General features: G+C 66.8%; 17 protein-coding genes, 2 tRNA genes and 1 pseudogene. 2 read left to right on the top strand and 18 right to left on the bottom strand.

The window, feature by feature from the left end:
- Positions 1–51: 51 nt before the first annotated feature.
- The 4 genes from ACTIEF_RS07530 to ACTIEF_RS07515 all read right to left on the bottom strand — a co-directional run bounded on the left by ACTIEF_RS07530 (position 52) and on the right by ACTIEF_RS07515 (position 2,515).
- Complete coding sequence (locus ACTIEF_RS07530; RefSeq protein WP_439471492.1) at positions 52–360, bottom strand: phosphoribosyl-ATP pyrophosphohydrolase; 309 nt, start codon at positions 358–360, stop codon at positions 52–54.
- Entirely contained in the window at positions 357–854 is a 498-nt protein-coding gene (locus ACTIEF_RS07525) for a hypothetical protein (RefSeq protein ID WP_439471491.1), read from the bottom strand. The genes ACTIEF_RS07530 and ACTIEF_RS07525 overlap by 4 nt, the downstream gene beginning before the upstream one ends.
- A complete protein-coding gene (locus tag ACTIEF_RS07520; RefSeq protein ID WP_439471490.1) occupies positions 851–1,696 on the bottom strand; it encodes a thymidylate synthase in 846 nt (281 codons plus the stop codon). The genes ACTIEF_RS07525 and ACTIEF_RS07520 overlap by 4 nt, the downstream gene beginning before the upstream one ends.
- 276 nt (positions 1,697–1,972) lie before the next feature.
- A complete protein-coding gene (locus ACTIEF_RS07515) occupies positions 1,973–2,515 on the bottom strand; it encodes a DUF924 family protein (protein WP_439471489.1) in 543 nt (180 codons plus the stop codon).
- On the opposite strand from ACTIEF_RS07515, the gene ilvC reads away from it, so the two are divergent.
- Positions 2,514–3,530 (top strand): ketol-acid reductoisomerase, encoded by a 1,017-nt coding sequence (gene ilvC, locus ACTIEF_RS07510; protein WP_439471488.1) that lies wholly within the window; start codon positions 2,514–2,516, stop codon positions 3,528–3,530. The genes ACTIEF_RS07515 and ilvC overlap by 2 nt on opposite strands.
- Positions 3,531–3,599: 69 nt before the next feature.
- On the opposite strand, the gene ACTIEF_RS07505 is transcribed toward ilvC, so the two are convergent.
- Positions 3,600–3,676: transfer RNA gene (locus ACTIEF_RS07505), tRNA-Pro, on the bottom strand.
- 219 nt (positions 3,677–3,895) lie between these two features.
- Here ACTIEF_RS07505 and ACTIEF_RS07500 point away from each other — a divergent pair.
- Positions 3,896–3,969 (top strand) — tRNA-Gln (locus ACTIEF_RS07500).
- 181 nt (positions 3,970–4,150) lie between these two features.
- On the opposite strand, the pseudogene ACTIEF_RS07495 reads toward ACTIEF_RS07500, so the two are convergent.
- From ACTIEF_RS07495 to ACTIEF_RS07435, 13 genes and pseudogenes are all read right to left on the bottom strand, one after another.
- Positions 4,151–4,321 (bottom strand): annotated as a pseudogene (locus ACTIEF_RS07495) (hypothetical protein); the annotation flags it as partial.
- Between the two features lie 312 nt (positions 4,322–4,633).
- Complete coding sequence (locus tag ACTIEF_RS07490; protein ID WP_439471487.1) at positions 4,634–5,146, bottom strand: hypothetical protein; 513 nt, start codon at positions 5,144–5,146, stop codon at positions 4,634–4,636.
- Positions 5,147–5,210: 64 nt separating this feature from the next.
- Positions 5,211–6,659, bottom strand: coding sequence for a hypothetical protein (locus ACTIEF_RS07485; RefSeq protein ID WP_439471486.1), 1,449 nt, complete (start codon positions 6,657–6,659; stop codon positions 5,211–5,213).
- Positions 6,656–7,087, bottom strand: coding sequence for a toxin-activating lysine-acyltransferase (locus ACTIEF_RS07480; RefSeq protein ID WP_439471485.1), 432 nt, complete (start codon positions 7,085–7,087; stop codon positions 6,656–6,658). The genes ACTIEF_RS07485 and ACTIEF_RS07480 overlap by 4 nt, the downstream gene beginning before the upstream one ends.
- Positions 7,080–9,170 (bottom strand): peptidase domain-containing ABC transporter, encoded by a 2,091-nt coding sequence (locus ACTIEF_RS07475; RefSeq protein WP_439471484.1) that lies wholly within the window; start codon positions 9,168–9,170, stop codon positions 7,080–7,082. The genes ACTIEF_RS07480 and ACTIEF_RS07475 overlap by 8 nt, the downstream gene beginning before the upstream one ends.
- The gene (locus tag ACTIEF_RS07470) at positions 9,167–10,348 is read right to left on the bottom strand and encodes an HlyD family secretion protein (protein WP_439471483.1); all 1,182 of its coding nucleotides are present in this window, start codon (positions 10,346–10,348) and stop codon (positions 9,167–9,169) included. The genes ACTIEF_RS07475 and ACTIEF_RS07470 overlap by 4 nt, the downstream gene beginning before the upstream one ends.
- Before the next feature lie 50 nt (positions 10,349–10,398).
- Positions 10,399–12,090 (bottom strand): hypothetical protein, encoded by a 1,692-nt coding sequence (locus tag ACTIEF_RS07465; RefSeq protein WP_439471482.1) that lies wholly within the window; start codon positions 12,088–12,090, stop codon positions 10,399–10,401.
- 25 nt (positions 12,091–12,115) lie between these two features.
- On the bottom strand, positions 12,116–12,805 hold the full coding sequence (locus ACTIEF_RS07460) for a hypothetical protein (protein WP_439471481.1): 690 nt from the start codon (positions 12,803–12,805) through the stop codon (positions 12,116–12,118).
- A gap of 20 nt (positions 12,806–12,825) precedes the next feature.
- A complete protein-coding gene (locus tag ACTIEF_RS07455) occupies positions 12,826–13,716 on the bottom strand; it encodes a hypothetical protein (RefSeq protein ID WP_439471480.1) in 891 nt (296 codons plus the stop codon).
- A gap of 438 nt (positions 13,717–14,154) precedes the next feature.
- Positions 14,155–14,460 (bottom strand): hypothetical protein, encoded by a 306-nt coding sequence (locus ACTIEF_RS07450; protein ID WP_439471479.1) that lies wholly within the window; start codon positions 14,458–14,460, stop codon positions 14,155–14,157.
- Positions 14,457–17,009 (bottom strand): cbb3-type cytochrome c oxidase subunit I, encoded by a 2,553-nt coding sequence (locus ACTIEF_RS07445; protein WP_439471478.1) that lies wholly within the window; start codon positions 17,007–17,009, stop codon positions 14,457–14,459. The genes ACTIEF_RS07450 and ACTIEF_RS07445 overlap by 4 nt, the downstream gene beginning before the upstream one ends.
- Complete coding sequence (gene coxB, locus ACTIEF_RS07440; protein WP_439471477.1) at positions 17,006–17,962, bottom strand: cytochrome c oxidase subunit II; 957 nt, start codon at positions 17,960–17,962, stop codon at positions 17,006–17,008. Before coxB ends, ACTIEF_RS07445 begins: the two co-directional genes overlap by 4 nt.
- A complete protein-coding gene (locus ACTIEF_RS07435) occupies positions 17,955–18,305 on the bottom strand; it encodes a c-type cytochrome (protein ID WP_439471476.1) in 351 nt (116 codons plus the stop codon). Before ACTIEF_RS07435 ends, coxB begins: the two co-directional genes overlap by 8 nt.
- Positions 18,306–18,402: the final 97 nt, after the last annotated feature.

Genomic DNA, 18,402 nt, shown 5'->3' with positions numbered 1-18,402 from the left:
CCATGAATCACGCATCAGGCCGCAAGTGAATCCCCTGAATGTCGATTGGACCTAGCGCGCTTCAAGCCAGTGCAGCCACTTGCGCTGCATCGCCGCCTCGATGTCGATGTTCGCGGCCCGGCAGTAGATCAACAGCATGCCCAGCACGTCCGCCGCCTCGTCGCCCAGCTTTTCGGCGTCGGCGGCGCCCCGCGCGCGGCCAGTGGTCCGCAGGTGCTCGGCGACCAGTTCTCCCAGCTCCTCCTGCACCTTCAGTAGCGCCCAGTCGCCGGACGCCGCCTTGTCCCGGTCGATGCCGTGCTCGCGGGCGTAGATGTCGGAGATGCGCAGGACGGAGGCGGAAAGATCAGAGAGATTCATTGTTCGTCCCGACGCACGAACACGGCGTCACAGATTTCATGAGGCAGACGGCGCTGATGATAATTTGCCAAGCAGTGCTGAAGAGCGCTGGAAGGGGTCAGCGCTGCTAACTCGTTGCCCAGCCCGACCTCTCCATCAATCCATTCTCCATGTCGATCATGGCGTTGGACGTAGATATGCGTGGTCACACTGATCGGGATAGCCTCCGCGACATCAAGCCCAGTAATGGCGTCAATGATTTTCGGCCCTTCGGTTTTAAGAGCGGCTCCCAAAGCCACAAAATCGATTAGGTCGATATATCGAGAACTCTCTCCGAGGGGCCGCTGAACGAGTTCATCGACCTCTAGGGTATTGATTTGAAGTCGCTGGGCGAGAGCTTTTGTAAGCCAGCTTTTGCCAGCCCCGGTCAGGCCATCAATCAGCACATGCCCGCAAGCACGGCGCGTTCTCAACCAATCAGCAAGTGCGTCGACGTCATTAAAAATTATGCTCAAACCGCGACCGGCGCCTTGATGTGCGGCCAGGGCTGGTAGCCGTCCAGCACGAAGTCCTCCAGCCGGTAGGCGAACAGGTCGTCCCGGGGCGTGACGGTCATGGTCGGCAGGGGCAGGGGCTCGCGGCTGAGCTGGAGGTGAGCCTGTTCAATGTGGTTCAGATACAGGTGGGCGTCGCCGAAGGTGTGGACGAACTCGCCCGGCTCCAGCCCGCAGACCTGCGCCATCATGATCGTCAGCAGGGCATAGCTGGCGATGTTGAACGGGACGCCCAGGAAAACGTCGGCCGAGCGCTGGTAGAGCTGGCAGCTCAGCTTGCCGTCGGCGACGAAGAACTGGAACAGGCAGTGACAGGGCGGAAGCGCCATGTCGTCGACGTCGGCGGGGTTCCAGGCCGAAACGATGTGGCGGCGGCCGTTCGGATTGGTCTTCAGGCCGTGGACCAGTTTCTCGATCTGGTCGATGACGCGACCGTCCGGGGCGGCCCACGAACGCCACTGCTTGCCGTAGACCGGGCCCAGCTCGCCCTCGGCGTTGGCCCATTCGTCCCAGATGCTGACGCCGTTTTCCTTCAGCCAGCCGATATTGGTCTCGCCGCGCAGGAACCACAGCAGCTCGACGATGATCGAACGCAGGTGCAGCTTCTTGGTCGTCAGAACCGGGAAGCCCTTCGACAGGTCGAACCGCATCTGGCGGCCGAACACGCCCAGCGTCCCGGTGCCGGTGCGGTCATCCCGACGCGCGCCGTTCTCGAGAATGTCGCGCAGCAGGTTGAGGTACTGATGCTCCGGGTGATCGGCCGGGGCGGCGGGTACATCGATCAGGTCAAAGGCGGCGCTCATGGGGGGAGAAGGTGGACGCTGATTCGCGAATCCCCAACGCGTCCGGTGGACACTTTGATGTGCGGGCTGTGGAGCCTTGTCCTTCTCCCGATGGGAGAAGGTGGCGGGGCGGAGCCCCGTCGGATGAGGGTCGGCTGTGTCAGTCGGCGTGAGCCGCCGCGCGGGATAGGGACGCGGCTCATCGCCCGAATGCTGAAAGTCGACCCTCACCCTTTCGCGCAAGGACGACGGCTGCGCCGCCGTGCGCTCAAGCCCTCTCCCATCGGGAGAGGGTGGTTACCCCCCGAACCCGCCCCCATCCAGGAACGCCCGCTCCTCCGCCGTCGTCTCGCGCCCCAGGCACGCATTCCGGTGCGGGAAGCGGCCGAAGCGCACAATGATGTCGCGGTGGATGTGGCCCCATTTGATCAGGTCCGCGTCGTCGCCGATCAGCGCTAGATACCGGTCCTGATCCTCCAGCCGCTCCGAATGCTCGAACGGCAGCAGGAGGAAGTTCCGCAGATCGGTCTCGAACGCCAGATGATGGCCGCGCGCGACCGCCTGTTCGGCGAAATGGCGGGCCAGCGGATCGGTGGCGAACTGGTGCGCCGTGCCGCGGAAGGTGTTGCGCGGGAACTGATCCAGCAGGATCAGCAGGGCCAGCGAACCCTCCGGCGTCTCAGCCCAGTGATCCAGCTCACGCCGCGCCGCCATCATGTGGCCGTGGGCGAAGCGCTGGCGGAAGACGTCGTCGAAGGCGTCATCCTTGGCGAACCACTTGCTCGGGCCGGCCTCTTTCCAGAAGCCGATGACGTCGGAAGGCTGTAGGTCTGTGCTCATGACCCAGACCCTACCCAATCCGCTTCCCGCCTACCACGACGCCGACTGCGACCTTTCGATCATCCGCGGCAAGCGCGTCGCCGTCATCGGCTACGGCAGTCAGGGGCGGACCCATGCGCTGAACCTGCGCGACTCGGGGGTGGCGGACATCGTCATCGGGCTGAAGGCGACTTCGGCGACGCGGGTGAAGGCCGAGGCGGACGGCTTCACCGTCCTGACGGCGGGCGAGGCTACAGCGGGGGCCGGTGTGGTCGCCGTCATGGTCTCGGACGAGGCCCACCGCGATCTGTGGCGCGATGAGCTGGAGCCCAATATCCGGCCCGGCGCGGCCCTGATCTTCGCCCACGGCCTGTCGGTGCGGTTCGAGCTGGTGAAGCCGCGCGCCGACCTCGATGTGATTCTGGCCTCGCCCAAGGGGATCGGGCCGCGCATCCGCGACCTGTACGAGGCCGGGGAGGGGGTCTTCTGCCTGTTCGGGGTGCAGCAGGACTTCACCGGCGGCGCCCACGCCCTGGGACTGTCCTATGCGGCGGCGCTGGGCTGCGGCCGCAAGGGCATTCTCGAGACCACGATGAAGGACGAGTGCGAAAGCGACCTGTTCGGCGAGCAGGTCGTGTTGTGCGGCGGCGTGGCCGAACTGGTCGATGGGGCCTTCATGAAGCTGGTCAACGCGGGCTATCCGCCCGAGGTGGCGTGGTTCGAATGCTTCTACGAGCTGAAGCTGGTTACTGATTTGATGTTCGAGAAGGGAATCGCCGGAGCGTTCGGGCGAATCTCCAACACGGCCGAATACGGCGCCTATCTGACCGGGCCGCGCATCATCGGCGACGCCTCGAGGGCGGCGATGGATGAGGTGCTGGATGAAGTGCAGTCGGGCGCCTTCGTGCGAAAGCTGATGGCCGACTACGACGCCGGCTCCCCGGAATTGCTGGCCCGGCGCAAGGCCCTGGGCGAACGCACTATCGAAGGCGTCGGCGCGCATCTGGCGGCGGTGGCTGCGAAAGCGGGGGGCTGAAACGAAAAGAGCCCCCCGAGGGAGGCTCTTTCGCTCGCTTCCAGGGTCTCGGGAAACCCTTGGAAAGAATGGTCGGAGTGAGAGGATTCGAACCTCCGACCCCTGCGTCCCGAACGCAGTGCTCTACCAGGCTGAGCCACACTCCGACTTGAGGAGGGGGCTTATAGCGACGCGTTTTTGCGCCCGCAAGCGCAGAAAACGCCTCCTGGAAAATAGTTTGCGACCCGCTGATCGCCGACCGCCGCTCGCTCGGAACGCCTCTGAAAAGGGCTGTGAAATAAGCTGCGAAAAGCCTCTTGCGTCCCGCTTCGCCCCGGCGTATCTGACCGCCTCCTCGCCGCAGGGCGGGGCGCGCCGGACCTTGCTGGGGAATGGTGTAATGGTAACACTACGGTTTTTGGTACCGTCATTCTAGGTTCGAGTCCTAGTTCCCCAGCCACCGCCCTCACTGCATTTGAGCCCTTTCGACCCCGCCTCACGGTGGTGGGTTTTACACTGGGTTTTACAGTTGGCGTTCTGTTCTGGGTCTCCTGAAGCCGCGCGATCATGCCCAGTCCGATCGCTTCGCCGGTGACGTAGCGGCGTGAGACCTCCTTCACGCGCTGGAGCTCCCAGCCGAGGATGGTGGCAACATCGTCGAGCGTCACGCCGGCCGAGATGTAGTTGGTCGCCGCCGTGCCGCGCAGGTCATGGAAGCGTAGACCCTCCAGACCCGCTGTCGCCCCCGCGCCGCCGCTCTGGCGAGCGGCTTTCTCAGCATCGTCGCGAGCGCGCTGGACACCACTGTCCAAGCCGCGACCTGGAGGCGTCCAGGGCTCACCGTCCGAAGTCGCAAGAACCGGGGGCAGTCGCCGCGCTCCAGAGAGTCGGGAACCTCACGGACCGCATCGGTGATTTCTGACGAACGACGAGTCCAGATCGTTCTGGTGCGTCAATACCTCGTAGGCGAGGGCGACGAGCCGTTCGATCTGGATCCTCTGAGAGGTCCTGGCCTGCGGTCCGCGCGACGGCGTGAACTCCAGGGCGCCCATGCCTCGGGCGCCCGTGGAGCGGAGACGCTCCACGGCGTTGAAACTCTCGGGTGTCCGGCCCTGTGTCGCAAGCTAGGCGTTGATCAGGGTGTTGCCGTAGCGATCGGGCAAGGCGTCGGCGAGAAGCCCTTGGAAGCTCTCGGGGCGAAGCGGCGGCGGGAGCAGGACCCGAAATCTGGCGACCAGCGCCAGGTCGTCAGGATGAGGTTCGGCAGGTGCCGGCGGTCGGTGCGCCGCCTTGAGCGTCTCGTCGTTCAGGATATCGCGAAGCGCCAGACGCGGGCTGTTGGCAAGCTCGTCCCTGATCCTGGCTTTCGTCTCCTTGTCTGCGTCGGCAGGGCAGTGGAGCAGGATAGCGCGCGCGAGATGCTGCGGATCGAACGGGAGCGGATGCTCATCGGGATGGCCGAAGGCGGTGTTCATGACCGGCATCATCGCCCTCCATATCAACGACTTCAGCGCCCATCCATGCTCCATCAAGACGTTTGGATTCGGCGTCCTGCGTCCGCCATCGCGGGTTCCGACGTAAGTCAGGTCGGGCAGAAAGGCGGTGGCCGCATCGATCTTGTCGAAGATGGTGTCCATCAAGGGCGCGAACCACGCCCGGGCCTCGTCCATGGTGGTGAAGGTCGGCGGAGCGACCGGCGCTTCAGACCGCCGGCGAGAAGGTGAGATCGGGGAGCGGGAGTGCAGTCCGAACGCGGTCGTCGATGAAGGCGCCGATCGCCTTGTTCGGTTGGGTCTCCAGCAGGGCCTGGGTCTCGGCGAGCAGGCTTTCGCGGACGAGCAGGGCGGGGGACTGGAGACGCTGGCCAAGCCGGATCAGATGTCGCGCGTCCGTGTCGCCGAGGGACGCAGCGAGCACGCTGAAACGCTTGTCGAGGTCGGCATTCGGGCTCAGGCCAAGCGCCGCCACGGGCCCATTCTGATCAGAGAGATCGTGCGCGAGCGCGGAGCGGAAGCCTTCATAGGCGCGGCGCAGGGCGGTCATCAGATCGCTCCAGACGGGGCGGTTCGAGAGACCTTTCGGATCCAGACGGTCGCGGAAATAGCGCTCGAAACCGGCTTCAAAGCCGAGGCTCGCCGGGGCGTGGAGGTCTTCCGGGCGCACCACCACGCCGCGCTTGGTCGCGGCGCGGGCTGCGGCGGACAGGGCCAGACGAAGTTGCTCCATATCCTGCCGGCTGGAAGGCTCCTTCTCTGTCGCCCTCGCATCAGACCAGTCCGGCAGGCTGCGGAATGATCCAAAATCCAGGATGGCGCCCGAGAGGGTGAGGTTGGAAGCGTGGACCGGTCCTGGCCACAGGCGGCTGGCCGCGGCGAAACCGATCTGGGTTCCCAAATGGCGCGCCGAGAGAACGAGCAAGCCCGACAGCCCGTCCGGCGTGCCGCCGTCCAGGTGGGCGACCAGCGCCCGGACGCGGGCTTCATCAACAAGCTGGGGACTTCCTTGGCCGCCTCCGCCGAAAAACACGCTGCGCAGCAAATGGCCCAGGCGGAAGGCGTTGGGCCGCACCAGCACGGCGCGCCGTTCGCCGAGGTTGCCATCGCCCCAGTGGATCCGGTCCCCAGTGTCGATCACGGCGAGGGTCGGCGTGGCGCCGAATGGGAAGGTCTGATCGACGACCTCCGAGCAGATGGCCTCGCGGATGGCCTCCTCCAGCCACATGAACCCATGGGAGTGGTACCAGTCGACATCGGGCGCCACGAGCGGCGTCCGACCGACCCCCTTCGCATTCAAGCCGTCATGCAGCATGCCGCAGCGGCCGCTGCCGCCGTGCGATGAACCCCACGTGTCGCCGTAGCGGTCCGCCCACATCACGCGCGCGGGCGCGGGGCTGAAGCAGGTCTCTGGTTCGACGCCGCCCATCACCGTGACCGCATAGCGGTCCGCCAACCAGATCTTCAGCGCCCCCTCATCCTCTGCGCCGTCCAGAACCCCCTTCTCGGCGAGCCATCGCCGGTTGAGCCAGACGACCTCCGGCGCCCTCCAGGTTCGAACGGGAAAAGGCGCTGCGACGCTCGGCGCGATCCGGGTCAGGGGCGCGGCCGACGCGCCGAGCACGGTCAGCAGGCGCTGGACAGCGGTGTTCGTCATCGGGGCGCTCCCAGGGTACGGTGGAAGCGGCGCGCGCCGCGTCGGGCATGCACGCTGGAAGCGGTCGCGACCAGCCGCAGCCGGGCGTCGCGCAGAAGCGACCGCACCTGTCCGAAAGGCGCGACTACGTCGATCAGCCAGAGGTCCGGTCCGGCGTTCCAGTCGTCCAGGTCCGGCGCCTCGCCAGCTTCGCCGAACAGGAGGTCGGCGGTTTCAGGGCGCAGGAAAGCCCAGGTGCAATAGCCGAGAACGCGGCCCTCGGCGTCGCGCAGGAAATGGATCTGGCGCAAGCGGATGGCGGGCCAGACCCAGACCATGACCGATCCGAGGCTGAGCCGTCGGCGATCCGTCGCGGCCAGCAGCATCACCGCGTCGCCCAGTTCCGCCGCGGGGGTCGGCGTGGATGCCTCATTGAGGGTGTCAGACATGAGGGGTCAGGCCTTTGACATTCGCGGGGACCAGGCGGCCGTTGACGAGGGAAAGCACCCGATCAGCGCCGGCGACGGTTTCCGGGCGATGGGCGACGATGATCCGGGTCATGGCCAGGCCCTTGAGCGCCTCTGTCACCGACTTCTCGCGATGGACGTCGAGGTGGCTGGTCGCCTCGTCGAGGACGAGGATCTTCGGTCGGCGGTAGAGGGCGCGCGCGAGGAGCACGCGCTGTTTCTGGCCCCCGCTCAACATGCGCCCGGCGTCGCCGACGAAGGTGTCCAGACCCATCGGCATGCGAGCGACCTCTTCCTCGATGCCGGCGATCCGCAGGGTTTCCCAGATGCGCGGCACATCGACCTGCTCGTCGAAGAAGGAGACATTCTGGCTGATCGAGCCGGAGAGAAGTTCGTCATCCTGCATGACGACGCCGAGCGCGCGCCGAACGGCCCGGGGGCCCCACGTCTCGAGAGACCGACCATCGAGAAGGATATCGCCGTAGGACACGGGATAGAGCCCGGTCACGAGCTTGAGCAGGGTCGATTTGCCGCCGCCTGATGGGCCTATGATGGCGACAAACTCTCCCGGCTCGACCACGAGCCCGACATTCTGAAGCACAGGCGGATCGTGGGGGGAGTAGGCGAACGAGACATTGCGCAGCTCTACTCGCCCCTCGACCGGAGGCAGTCCCTCGACCGCCCGGTCGATCCCGGCTTCGCGGTCGGTGAGCGCGATGTCGGCGATGCGTTCACTGTGCAGGTCCAGCATCTTCCATTGAACCAGAAGTTCAAAGGCCTGGGTGATGCTGGATGTGAAGCTGCCCCGATACGCCATGAAGGCGTACAGGACGCCAATCGTCATCCGGCCCTGGATGATGGCGGTGACCCCCAGATAGATCACCACGACATTGACGATCGCGTCTGTCAGGGACTGGAGGCTGCGGAAGCCGATGGACGCATGCGCCGCCGCCTGGTTGCGTTTGACGGTCTCGGCGTAAAGGTTCGACCAGTCCCCCTCGCGCTCAGGTTCGCCGCCCATCACCTTGATGGTCTGGATCGCGCGTATCGTCTCCAGCCGCTTGCCCTGTTCGGCCACGTCCGCCATCAACGCCTCGGCGCCCAAACGCATGCTCAGGGGAATGCTGGCGAGTCTGACGAGAGCGTAGACGACGAAGCCGGCGACGACGACCCCGGCCAGGACGGGCGCGAACAGCAACATCATGCAGAGCGTGACCAGCGCCAGCAGGCCGTCGATGAGGGACGCCGCCAGCCCGTTCGCCAGAAGTTGCCGGACCGGGGCGATCGACTCGAAGCGGGTGAAGGTGTCGGCGACGCGGCGACGCTGGAACCAGGGCAGCGGCAGCCGCAGCAGATGGCGGTAGAGCCGGCTGGTCATATCCCATCCGAGGATGGCCGTGAGCTTCTGGAAGGCGAGCCCGCGAAGCGCCTCGGCGACCACATTGAACACGGCGAACAGACCGAAGCCGAGCGCCAGCACACCGAGCAATCCGATATCGCCCTTGAGCGCCGCCTGGTCGATCGCCGTCTGCATGTAGAGCGGGCTCGCCAGGACAAAGACCTGCATCAGAAGGCTCAGGGCGAGCGCCTGCCCGATTCCGCCGATGAAGGCGGGCGTCACCCGGAAGAGGCTGCTCAACCGTAGCGGACTGCGTTCCTTGCGGCGTTTGAAGTCCGGCGCCGCGCGCAACTCAAGGGCCATGCCGGTGAAGCGCCGCGAGACCTCCGCCATGCTCAACCGGATCAATCCGACGGCGGGATCCATGACCGTGACGCCGCGTCGGGACACCCGGTCCAGCACGACGAAGTGGTTGAACCCCCAATGCAGGATGCTCGGCCGGGTCAGCCGCTGGAGTTCATCGATGTCACACTCCACCGCCCGGCCGACGAGTCCCAGACTGGCCCCCACATCGCGGATCTGGGCCAGGGTCATGCCACGCGACGAGACCGGATAACGGGCGCGAGCCTCGGCCAGGGTCAGGGCATGGCCATGACGGCCTGCGGCCGCGACAAGGCAGGCGAGGCCGCATTCAGACGCCTCGGTTTGCAGAACGACACGGGTCAACGTCGCGCCGCCGTCGCAGTGATCGGCTCCAGCAGCCAGCCGATCAGGGATCGCTGCTCCAGAACGAGATCGGCCTGAACGCGTCCGCCCGCCGGGATGAGCCATCGCCGCCCATAGGCGGTCACAGACTGGGCGTCGGGGCGCACGCGGATGCGGTAGAGCGGCTCGGGCGAAGCGGCCCCGCCGAAGCTGGCGGGGGGCTCGCTGGGATAGGCGTCGATACTGATGACGCGTCCACCCGCGGCGCCGAACCGTTGGTAGGGGAAGGCGTCATACATGAGCCGAACCGGCGCCCCGGGCCGGATAAAGCCGACGGCGCGCGACGGAGCCCACAACACCACCTCAAGACCCCTGTCCCGTGGAACGATGACGGCGAGCGTCTGACCGGCGGTCACGGCATCCCCCAGCCTGGCCTGCGTGGCCACGACCCGCCCGGCCCGGGTCGCCGCGATCAGACCCGCCCGTTCCGCGTCAATCGAGGTTGTGCGCTCCAGCAGGCGTCCCCGTTCGGCCGCCGTATCCGCCTCCGCCTGCGCCGCGCCCAGGCGCGTCTGTTCAACCTCCACCGCGATCTGCGATAGGCGCACCTCTGTGGTTTCGATCTGCTGCTGAATGCTCGACAGGGTCTGCCGGGCGGCGAGCGTGGCTTCCTGCCGTTGGCGATACGCCACCGCCGACATGAGACCGCGCTCATTCAGAGCCGCCGCCGCCGCCTCGGATTCCGCCGAAAGGGCGACCCGCTCCTCCTGGAGACGCAGGTCGGACCGCAGTCGGCGGATCTCCGCTCGCAGACCGTCCCGCCGGAAGATTGCGTCGCGCTGACTGTTGAGAGCCGCGCTCTGTCGAAGCCGGAGCGCCTCCTCGGCCGCCCGCAACTGGGTGATGTTGGCGTCATTGAGCCGGGCGGCGACGGTCCCGCCATCCGGGGTGGGCTGCTCGGAAATGATCGTGAACAGGAGTTGGTCGGCCTCGACGGCGTCTCCGTCCTTCACATGTGCCGCGTGCACATAGCCCGGGCGGGGCGCGACGATGCGCGCGGAGCCCTCAGGCGGCGCGAGAAAGCCGGGCACCGTTTCCTTGCGGGAATAGGTCATGGCGCCGAGGAACACTCCGGTCGCGACCAGCACGAACACCAGGAAGGCGCTCAGCACGAGACCGGGTACGCCCACGACGTCCACCGGATAACCGCGTCTCCACTGGGCCGCCTCAATGGCCTCGCGCCGAAAATTCAGGTCCGGCATCGCGGTTCCTCTTGCGCTGGGGGAGGGGGAGGAGGGTCCCAGATGAACGGTGAAAGCGTCCAGATCGCGAGAAGCCCCGTGGCCGTCGCGACCTCGCCCTGTCGGCTCACGGCGCCGGCGAGTATCGCTGCGCCGACCAGGAGGCCGACGGCCGACCACCGGCCTGTGCGCCGTCCGCCCCCGGCCGGCCATTCCAGGCCGCGGTCGGTGGCGCTCAGCAGTCGCCAGAGGCCGATGATCAGGCCGTGGACCGCCACAACGGCGGACTGAGGCAGGAAGCTCAACTGGCCGAGCGCGGCTCGCAGCTGCTGGAAAGCGACGTCCAGAGCCAGGGTGCGGGAGCGCCGGGGCGGTCGTGGCCGCGCGAGATCCAGCACCGTGATCGCCAGACCGGACCACAGGAGCAGAAGGGGTGCGGACCAGATCACCGGCGCGGTCGGCGCAGTCCAGACGAGGTCCGCGATCATCAGGAGCACCGCAGCGGGCTTGAAATGCCCAAGGCAGTTGAAGACCAGTTCCAGCCGGTCCAGCGCATCCAGGCCCGCGCCACGCGGGGGCCGCGCCTGCCAGACCCGCGGAAGGACGAAGGCGAGATTCTGCGCGTCGCCTCGGATCCACCGGTGCTGGCGGTGAAGCCATGCGCTCATTGTCTGAGGTTGGGATTCCAGTACGGCGACGTCCGACGCAAGGGCGGAACCCGCCATCATGCCCTCGATGTGGTCGTGGCTCAGGATGATCCCGTCCGGGAGGCGGTCCCCGAGGCGCTCTAGGAAACGGGGACCGTGGATCAGGCCTTTTCCAAAGAACAGGTCCGAGCCCAGCCGATCCTGTCTTAAGGACGCTTGCGGCATGGGGCCTTCGTCGGCGGCCAGCCTCCCGCCCATCATCGCGGTGAACCGGCCGCGTCGCTCAGCAAGCGGGGTCAGGATCCGCGGGGTCAGAATGGCCGCGTCGTTCTCCGGATGACGGGCCTTGGCGACAAGCCGCTCAAGCGCTCCGGGGAGAAGGGTGGTGTCGATGTCCGCGACGAAGACATAGGGCGTGGCGATCGGGGTGGCGGGTGCGCCCAGACGGATGAAGTCCGCCACGGCCTGGCCCGCGTTCATCTCCAGAAAGCGATGCACCTTGCCGCGCTTGCGCTCCCACCCGGCCCACTCGTCTCCGCTCGCCGTGCGTTGCCGGTTTCGCCACAGCACCGTGGGCCTGACCGACGCCTCTTGCGGATCCCCGATGCGTGCGAGGACGCGCGCCTGGATGGCCGGATCAAGGAGATGGTCGCGTTGTGACGACGGAGGGCCGTCGACCAGGAACACCAGCGGCGATGCGGCCCGGCGGAGCGCCTCCGCGTTGCGCTGGATAAATGCGGAGAGACTGTCAGCGTCGGGTGGAGTCCTCAGGATCACCGGAACACAGACGACACAGGTCGGACCCTTCCCGGTCGCTTCGGGAAGAGACCGTGGGCGAGCGAAATAGGCGTGAACCTCGCGCAAGACCTGAAGAAGGGTCACCGGCAGCGCCAGGAAGAGCGCCAGGGCGAACACGAGGCGCCCTGGCGATCCCGCAAGCACCGTGAGCGCCGCAGGGCCCGCGATGGCGAACGTCGAGAGTTCAAGGGCCAGAAGGTGACGGCGGGCGGGCGCCCCGGACGCGCTGACGCCCGACGGGGCGGCCGGGATCATGGATTGCGTCGACCTGTTCCGTCTTTCACCGCGCCCGCCACAGGTAGCGCGTCAGGGTGATCTCGCCGTGGGTTCCGGGTTCCGAGAGCAGATAGAGGAAGCCGACCGTTCCATGAAGGTCCGATCCGGTGCTGATGCGGGCGAGCGCCTGCGGAGATCTCGCGATCAAGGTCCCTGCGCCGCCTCCGGGCGCGAACACCTTGATGTCCGTCCCCTCGCCGGGCGGCCGTCGACAAAGGGCGATGAACCGGCCTGCGACGCCGGGCGTGGCCAAGGGGGCGACATCGGCCACATCGCAGGTCCCCAGCGACACGCCCGGAGAGCGGGGCGACGCCGGGGTGATCTCGAGACCAACCTCGGCGGTTGAGGAGCCGAGACGGACATCCCGCAAGCCCGTGATGGCCGATGTGCGTCCGGCCGCCCCTGGCTCGAAGGTGTAGTCCCAGGCGAGATAACGTCCGTCCTTCAGGCGGGCGAGGCGCAGGTCTCCCCAAAGCGTTTCGACCTCGGCGAACGGAACCTCCCGACCGGACGCGACGCCCCATTCCGGCGTGATGGGCTCCGAGGTGTGGAGCGCAGGCGCGGCGAACCGGACCGGGTCCTGTTGTGGACTCGTCGGGGGATGCCCTTGCGCCTTCGCGGACGCCGCCCCGGTGCAGGCTGTGAGAGCCGTCACGAGCAGGGCTGCGCCCCATCCGGCGGCGAGACGTCGCATCGGGTGCGTGCCCCTGCGCATCAGGCGGAGCAGGTCCCGCCGGGCCCGCCGCCCGCCGTATCCGGCGTCAGCTGGTTGCCGGGAACGCCGGTGATGGTGAAGGGCGTCTGCAGATAGCCGTTGATGTCCGGATAGCCGCTGCGCAGATCAATGCCGAAGAGCATCGCCAGGTCCGCCGCCATGGTGTTGGCGTTCAGCTCATTGAGATGGAAATACTCCGAGTTCTCCCATGAACTCGTGTAGGTGGGATCGCTGGCGACGCGGGCATTGTACTGGTTGAAGGCTTCCTGGGCGACGGCCTGACCCGCCGGAGTGGCGTGGATCAGTTCATGGAAGAAGTACCAAGCCTGGCTCGCGTTATTGGCCATATAGCCCTGCAGCGGGCCGAGGAAGACTTCGAACTGCGGGTTGCCGCCGTTCGCCTGGGTGAAACCGCCGTATCCCGGCGGCGGGGTGCCGCCGAGGACCGTGAAGTCCACACGCGACCACAGCGACTTCAGTTCCGCGCCCGTGGTCAGGACGGTGTTGGTGCCCGGAATGAGCAGCTGAAGGCCGTCCGGGATCGCACGCATCCGGTCCGAATGCTCCTCGATCGCATCGGCGAATGTGTCCGCGATCGCCTGGGCGGCCGGGTCAGCCGTCGCGGCGGCGTCGTATTCGGTCTGGGTTTGCTGACAGTCGGGCGGGGTCGGGACCCCCGGCGGCGACCAGCCGCCGCCCCCCGAAACCTGGCCGTTGGTCGGCGTGCCGCCATAGCCGTAGAAATAGACCAACTGGGCCCAGCTTGAGCTCCAGTACCCACGATTTCCGGTCACGGTGATCCCAGGCAGGGTGGTCGGCTCGCTGGGATCGTACCAGCTCTGCCAACCGCCCGCGACCTGGCGCATCGCGTCTTCGCTCAGTTCCCGCATCGCATCCTCCCTAGGCTCACAGCCAGCGAAGAGGTAGCGAGCATCAGGCCTTGAAACGCGTCAACCAAACCCGCGCTGGAGATGTGGTGTGGACGCGGGTTCCCGCCTTACGCGAAAAATTCACAGAGCAGTTGGCCTGCGTCGCAAGTCACTGGGAAATCGCAACTAACGCTGTTCCGGGTAACGGCGATCTCCGTGGCTTACGGCTCTATCACTTTAACGTGCAAACGACCGATGCACACGTTCGGGGGGCTGTTCCAGCCTGTAGGAAGTTTAACCTGCAACCGCCATGGCGAAGTCCGGCGCGAGAAGCGGGACTTTGGGGGGACGGCGAACTGCGTGATGGAGAAGGCGTCCCGGCGCGTCCGGTCCCACTGGAAAGGAGACTGAAAATCACCTCGCGGCGCTCCCGTTGCAGGCGGGTCGTCTTTTGGGGAGTCAATGACCGATCAGCGTCGGCAACGCCTGCCAGACGATGGCCACGATAGTGACGCCGGCGGCGAAGGCGGCCGTTTGATCCTTGAACATGGACGCGCCTTTGGCGCTGGAGCATCGTCTCACGGCGCGCTGCAGCACGAGGGCCGAAGCCAGGACGCAGAGGCCGCTGAAGGCCAGCGCCGCCATCCGCCAGCGGGCGTCATCGGCCGTGGCGACCACGTCCGCGACGCTGGAGATCAGGTAGACGCCCACGAAATGGATCGCCCACACGATCAGCCCACCCAGCATCCAGACCCACGTCTTCATGACGGGCCGGGGAACAGAGTGGTGAGGGCCGCGGAGAACGCGCCTTGGCCGGCGGAATAGGCCAGGAACAGGGCGATCAGCTGGAAGGTCGAGGGGCGCCGCGCCTCGACGTGGCCGAACAGCAGTCGCAGCAGCGCATAGAGGGCCATCAGGGCGACGATGCCCATGAAGAAGCCATGCCAGGACAGCAGGGCGAAGACCGTGGCGCCCTGACCCGTGGCCGAGGCCTTCAGCCCCGCGTCGATCCAGCCGGTCAGGTCCGTCCACCACGCCCCGCCGAGCGCGGTCGCAGCCAGCCCCATCAACAGGGTGGCGATGAGCGGACTGCGCGTCCGGTCCAGGGATAGCGCCTTGCAAGACAGTCCCGCCAGCACCGCGCCCGCGAGGTTGCCGCAGAGGGTCAGGACCAGGCTGGTCATGGGCGGCGGTGCGATCCAGTCCTGCGGATTGCGGCTCCACAGGAAGACGTAGCTGAAGCCCGCCAGCAGGGCGATCATGCCGGCGACGATCAGGGTGATGACCATGGCCCACCAGCCGTGGCTGGACGGGCCGCTCAGATAGGTCGGAACGCGGACGCCGCCGCCGATGTCCACCGTCTCGGTGATGCGGGGGCGGTCCAGCATCCAGCACCAGCGCATGATGCACCAGACCGCCAGCACCCCGCTGACCGCCGAGGCGACATAGGCCTGTACGGTCAGCAGAAGAAAGAGGCCCGCCGTGAACACGGCGGCCCAGACATGCCACGCCGACGGCGACGGCATACGCTGCAGGTATTGCGGCTCGGCGTTCAGGGTGGAGGTGACGAGGGTCTCGCGTTCGCCGGTGGGGGCATTGGGCAGGAAGTAGCGGCCTGCCTCGACGTCACGAGCGAGGTTCTTCTGTTCCCACAACGGATACAGGCTCTTCACGACCGGCACCGAGCGGACCGAGTAGAGGCCCGTCGGCAGCCACTCCAGTCCAGCAGCATCATGGATGTTTCCTGCGTCCTTGTCGCCGAAGGGGCGGAAGTTGCGCGCCATGTCGATGATCCACAGCAGCACGCCGATGGCGGTGATCGCCGTGCCGATGCTGGAAATCAGATTGGGAAGCTCCAGTCCGCGCCCCGGCAGGTAGGTGAAGACCCGGCGCGGCATGGCCATCAGTCCGCTGAGGTGCATGGGCAGGAAGGTCACGTGCATGCCTGTGAACATCAGCCAGAACACCCATTTGCCCATCCGCTCGCTGAGCGGGCGGGTCGAGGACATGGGAAGCCAGTAGTAGATGGCGGCGAAGAAGGGGAAGACCATCCCGCCGATCAGCACATAGTGCAGGTGGGCGACGATGAAGTAGCTGTCGTGGGCCTGCCAGTCGAACGGCACCATGGCGACCATGACGCCGGTCAGCCCGCCCATGACGAAGGTGACGATGGCTCCTGTGACGAACAGACCCGCCGTGGTGAACCGCATCTTCCCCGCGGCGATGGTGCCGATCCAGGCGAAGACCTGAACGCCTGCGGGCACCGACACCGCCATGGAGGCCGCCGAGAAATAGCTGGTCGAGATGGTTGGCATGCCGGTGGTGAACATGTGGTGCGCCCACACGCCGAAGCTGATGAAGCCGGTGGCGAGCATGGCCAGCACGACCGCGTTGTGCCCCAGCAAGGGCGTCCGCGCGATGGCCGGGATCATGGTGGACATGGCTCCGGCGGCGGGCAGGAAGATGATGTAGACCTCGGGGTGGCCGAAGAACCAGAACAGGTGCTGCCACAGCATCGGGTCGCCGCCCTTGAGCGGATCGAAGAAGGGCCAGCCGAAGACCCGTTCCAGTTCCATCAGGGTGGTCGCCAGAATGACCGACGGGAAGGCGATGATGATCATCCCGGCGAAGATCAGCATGGCCCAGGCGAAGATCGGCAACTTGTCCAGGGTCATGCCGGGCGCGCGGTTGCGCAGCACGCCGACGATGATCTCGATAGCGCCGGCGATGGCGGAGATCTCGATGAAGCCGATGCCCAGTAGCCAGAAGTCGGCATTGATGCCGGGCGAGAAGGCGGTCGAACTGAGCGGCGGGTACATGAACCAGCCGCCGTTCGGCGCGAGGCCAAAGAACAGGGAGCAGAAGAAGGCCAGGCCGCCGATCAGATAAGCCCAGAAGGCGTAGGCGCTGAGACGGGGGAAGGGCAGGTCGCGCGCGCCCAGCATCTGGGGCAGCAACAGCACCGCCAAGGCCTCGACGGCCGGGACGGCAAACAGGAACATCATCATCGTGCCGTGCACGGTGAAGATCTGGTTGTAGGTCTCGGCCGGGAGGATGCCCGCCATGGGCACGGCCAGCTGGGTCCGCATCAGGACCGCGAGAATGCCCGCCAGGACGAAGAAGAGCATGGCCGCGCCGACGTAATAGACGCCGACGAAATTGTTGTTGATGGCGGTGATCCACTGCCAGCCCTTCGGGCGGCACCAGATGCGCTCCAGCTCTTCCAACTCGCCGTCCGGTCGTTGTCCCGTCGTCGGGAGGCGGTCGTAGAGGGCGGTGTCGAAGCCCGTTTCCTTCTCGAACTGACGGCTCACTTCAGGCTCTCGAGCCAGCCGGAGACCTCGCGCAGTTCCTCGCCCGTCAGCACCGGATAGGCCGGCATGCTGTTGCCGGGCTTGATCGACTGGCTGTCTGAAATCCAGCCCGCCATCGTGCCCTGGTTGTTGGGCAGGATGCCCGCGCCCAAGGTGCGGCGTGATCCAACGTGGCTGAGGTCCGGTCCGGCCTGACCGTTGAAGGCCGTCCCCGCCACCGTGTGACAGGCGCCGCAGCCTGCGCGAGCAAAGACGGCGGAGCCGGCGGTGGTTTGCAGGGCAGCGGGCGAGGGCGCGGACTGCCGGGTGCGCCAGGCCTCGAAGGCGGCGGGTTCATGCGCCACGACGACGAAGCCCATCAGGGCGTGCGGGCCGCCGCAGTATTCGGCGCACTGGCCGCCGTAGGCGCCGGGTTCATCGGCCTGGATGCGGATCAGATTGCGCCGGCCAGGGATCATATCGATCTTGCCTGACAGCCGTGGGACCCAGAAGCTGTGAATGACGTCGGCTGAGTCCAGCTCGATCACGACGGGCTGACCGGTCGGGATGTGCAGTTCGTTGGCGTCCTGGAAGGCTTCGCGACCCTGGCCGTCCAGATAGGCGACCCGCCACCACCACATCTCGCCGGTCACGCGCACACGCATCTCGTTCGGACCGGGCTCCTGCGTCAGATGACTGGTCAGGCCGAGGCCATAGATCAGCAGGGCGGTCAGGACGACAACCGGGAAGGCGAACCCGCCGATCCAGACCAGTTTCTGACCGCCCAACTGCTCGCGCCAGCGACGGGGCCCGAACAGGGCGATGGCCAACGCGACCACCACGACCAGCAGGACGGCTCCGCCCATGGCGAACAGCACCCAGGACAGGGTGTTCAACGGCTCGGCGAACGGTCCGGCCGGATTGAGGGCGGGCGGCGGCCACGCGGCGGTCCCGTCGGCGGCGGCTCTAGTCATGAAGCGTGTACAGGTAGGCGGCCACGTCGCGGGCCTCGGCGTCGGTCAGGGGCATGGCGGGCATGGCGGTCGCGGACGCCATCGACGGCGCGTCCTTGATGAAACGGATGAGGACGTCGGGGCGGTTGGGAAACTGGCCGGCGATCATGGGGCTGTCGGCGAACCCGTGCAGGGATGGCCCCGCCAGTCCCCTGGGCCAATCGACGCCTGGCGTGGCGTGACAGGCGGTGCAACCGACCCGATCCATGACCGCCAGCCCGCGATCCGCGTCGGCGCCCATGATGGCGCGCGGCGGCTCGCTCTTGTCCGCGCAGCCGCACAGCAGGGCGGCCAGCGCCAACACGCTCCACCTCACATCGGTCCCTGCGGTTTGTTCAAAGCCGTCATCGCACCCCTCGTCCTCGCGGGAGCTAACCCGCGCCCATGGTCAAGGTTCCCGG

Source organism: Brevundimonas sp. (assembly GCF_051858995.1).
In the GTDB taxonomy this organism is placed as follows: domain Bacteria; phylum Pseudomonadota; class Alphaproteobacteria; order Caulobacterales; family Caulobacteraceae; genus Brevundimonas.
The sequence above is the reverse complement of the archived record's forward strand: the minus strand, read 5'-3'. Positions and strand labels throughout refer to the sequence as shown.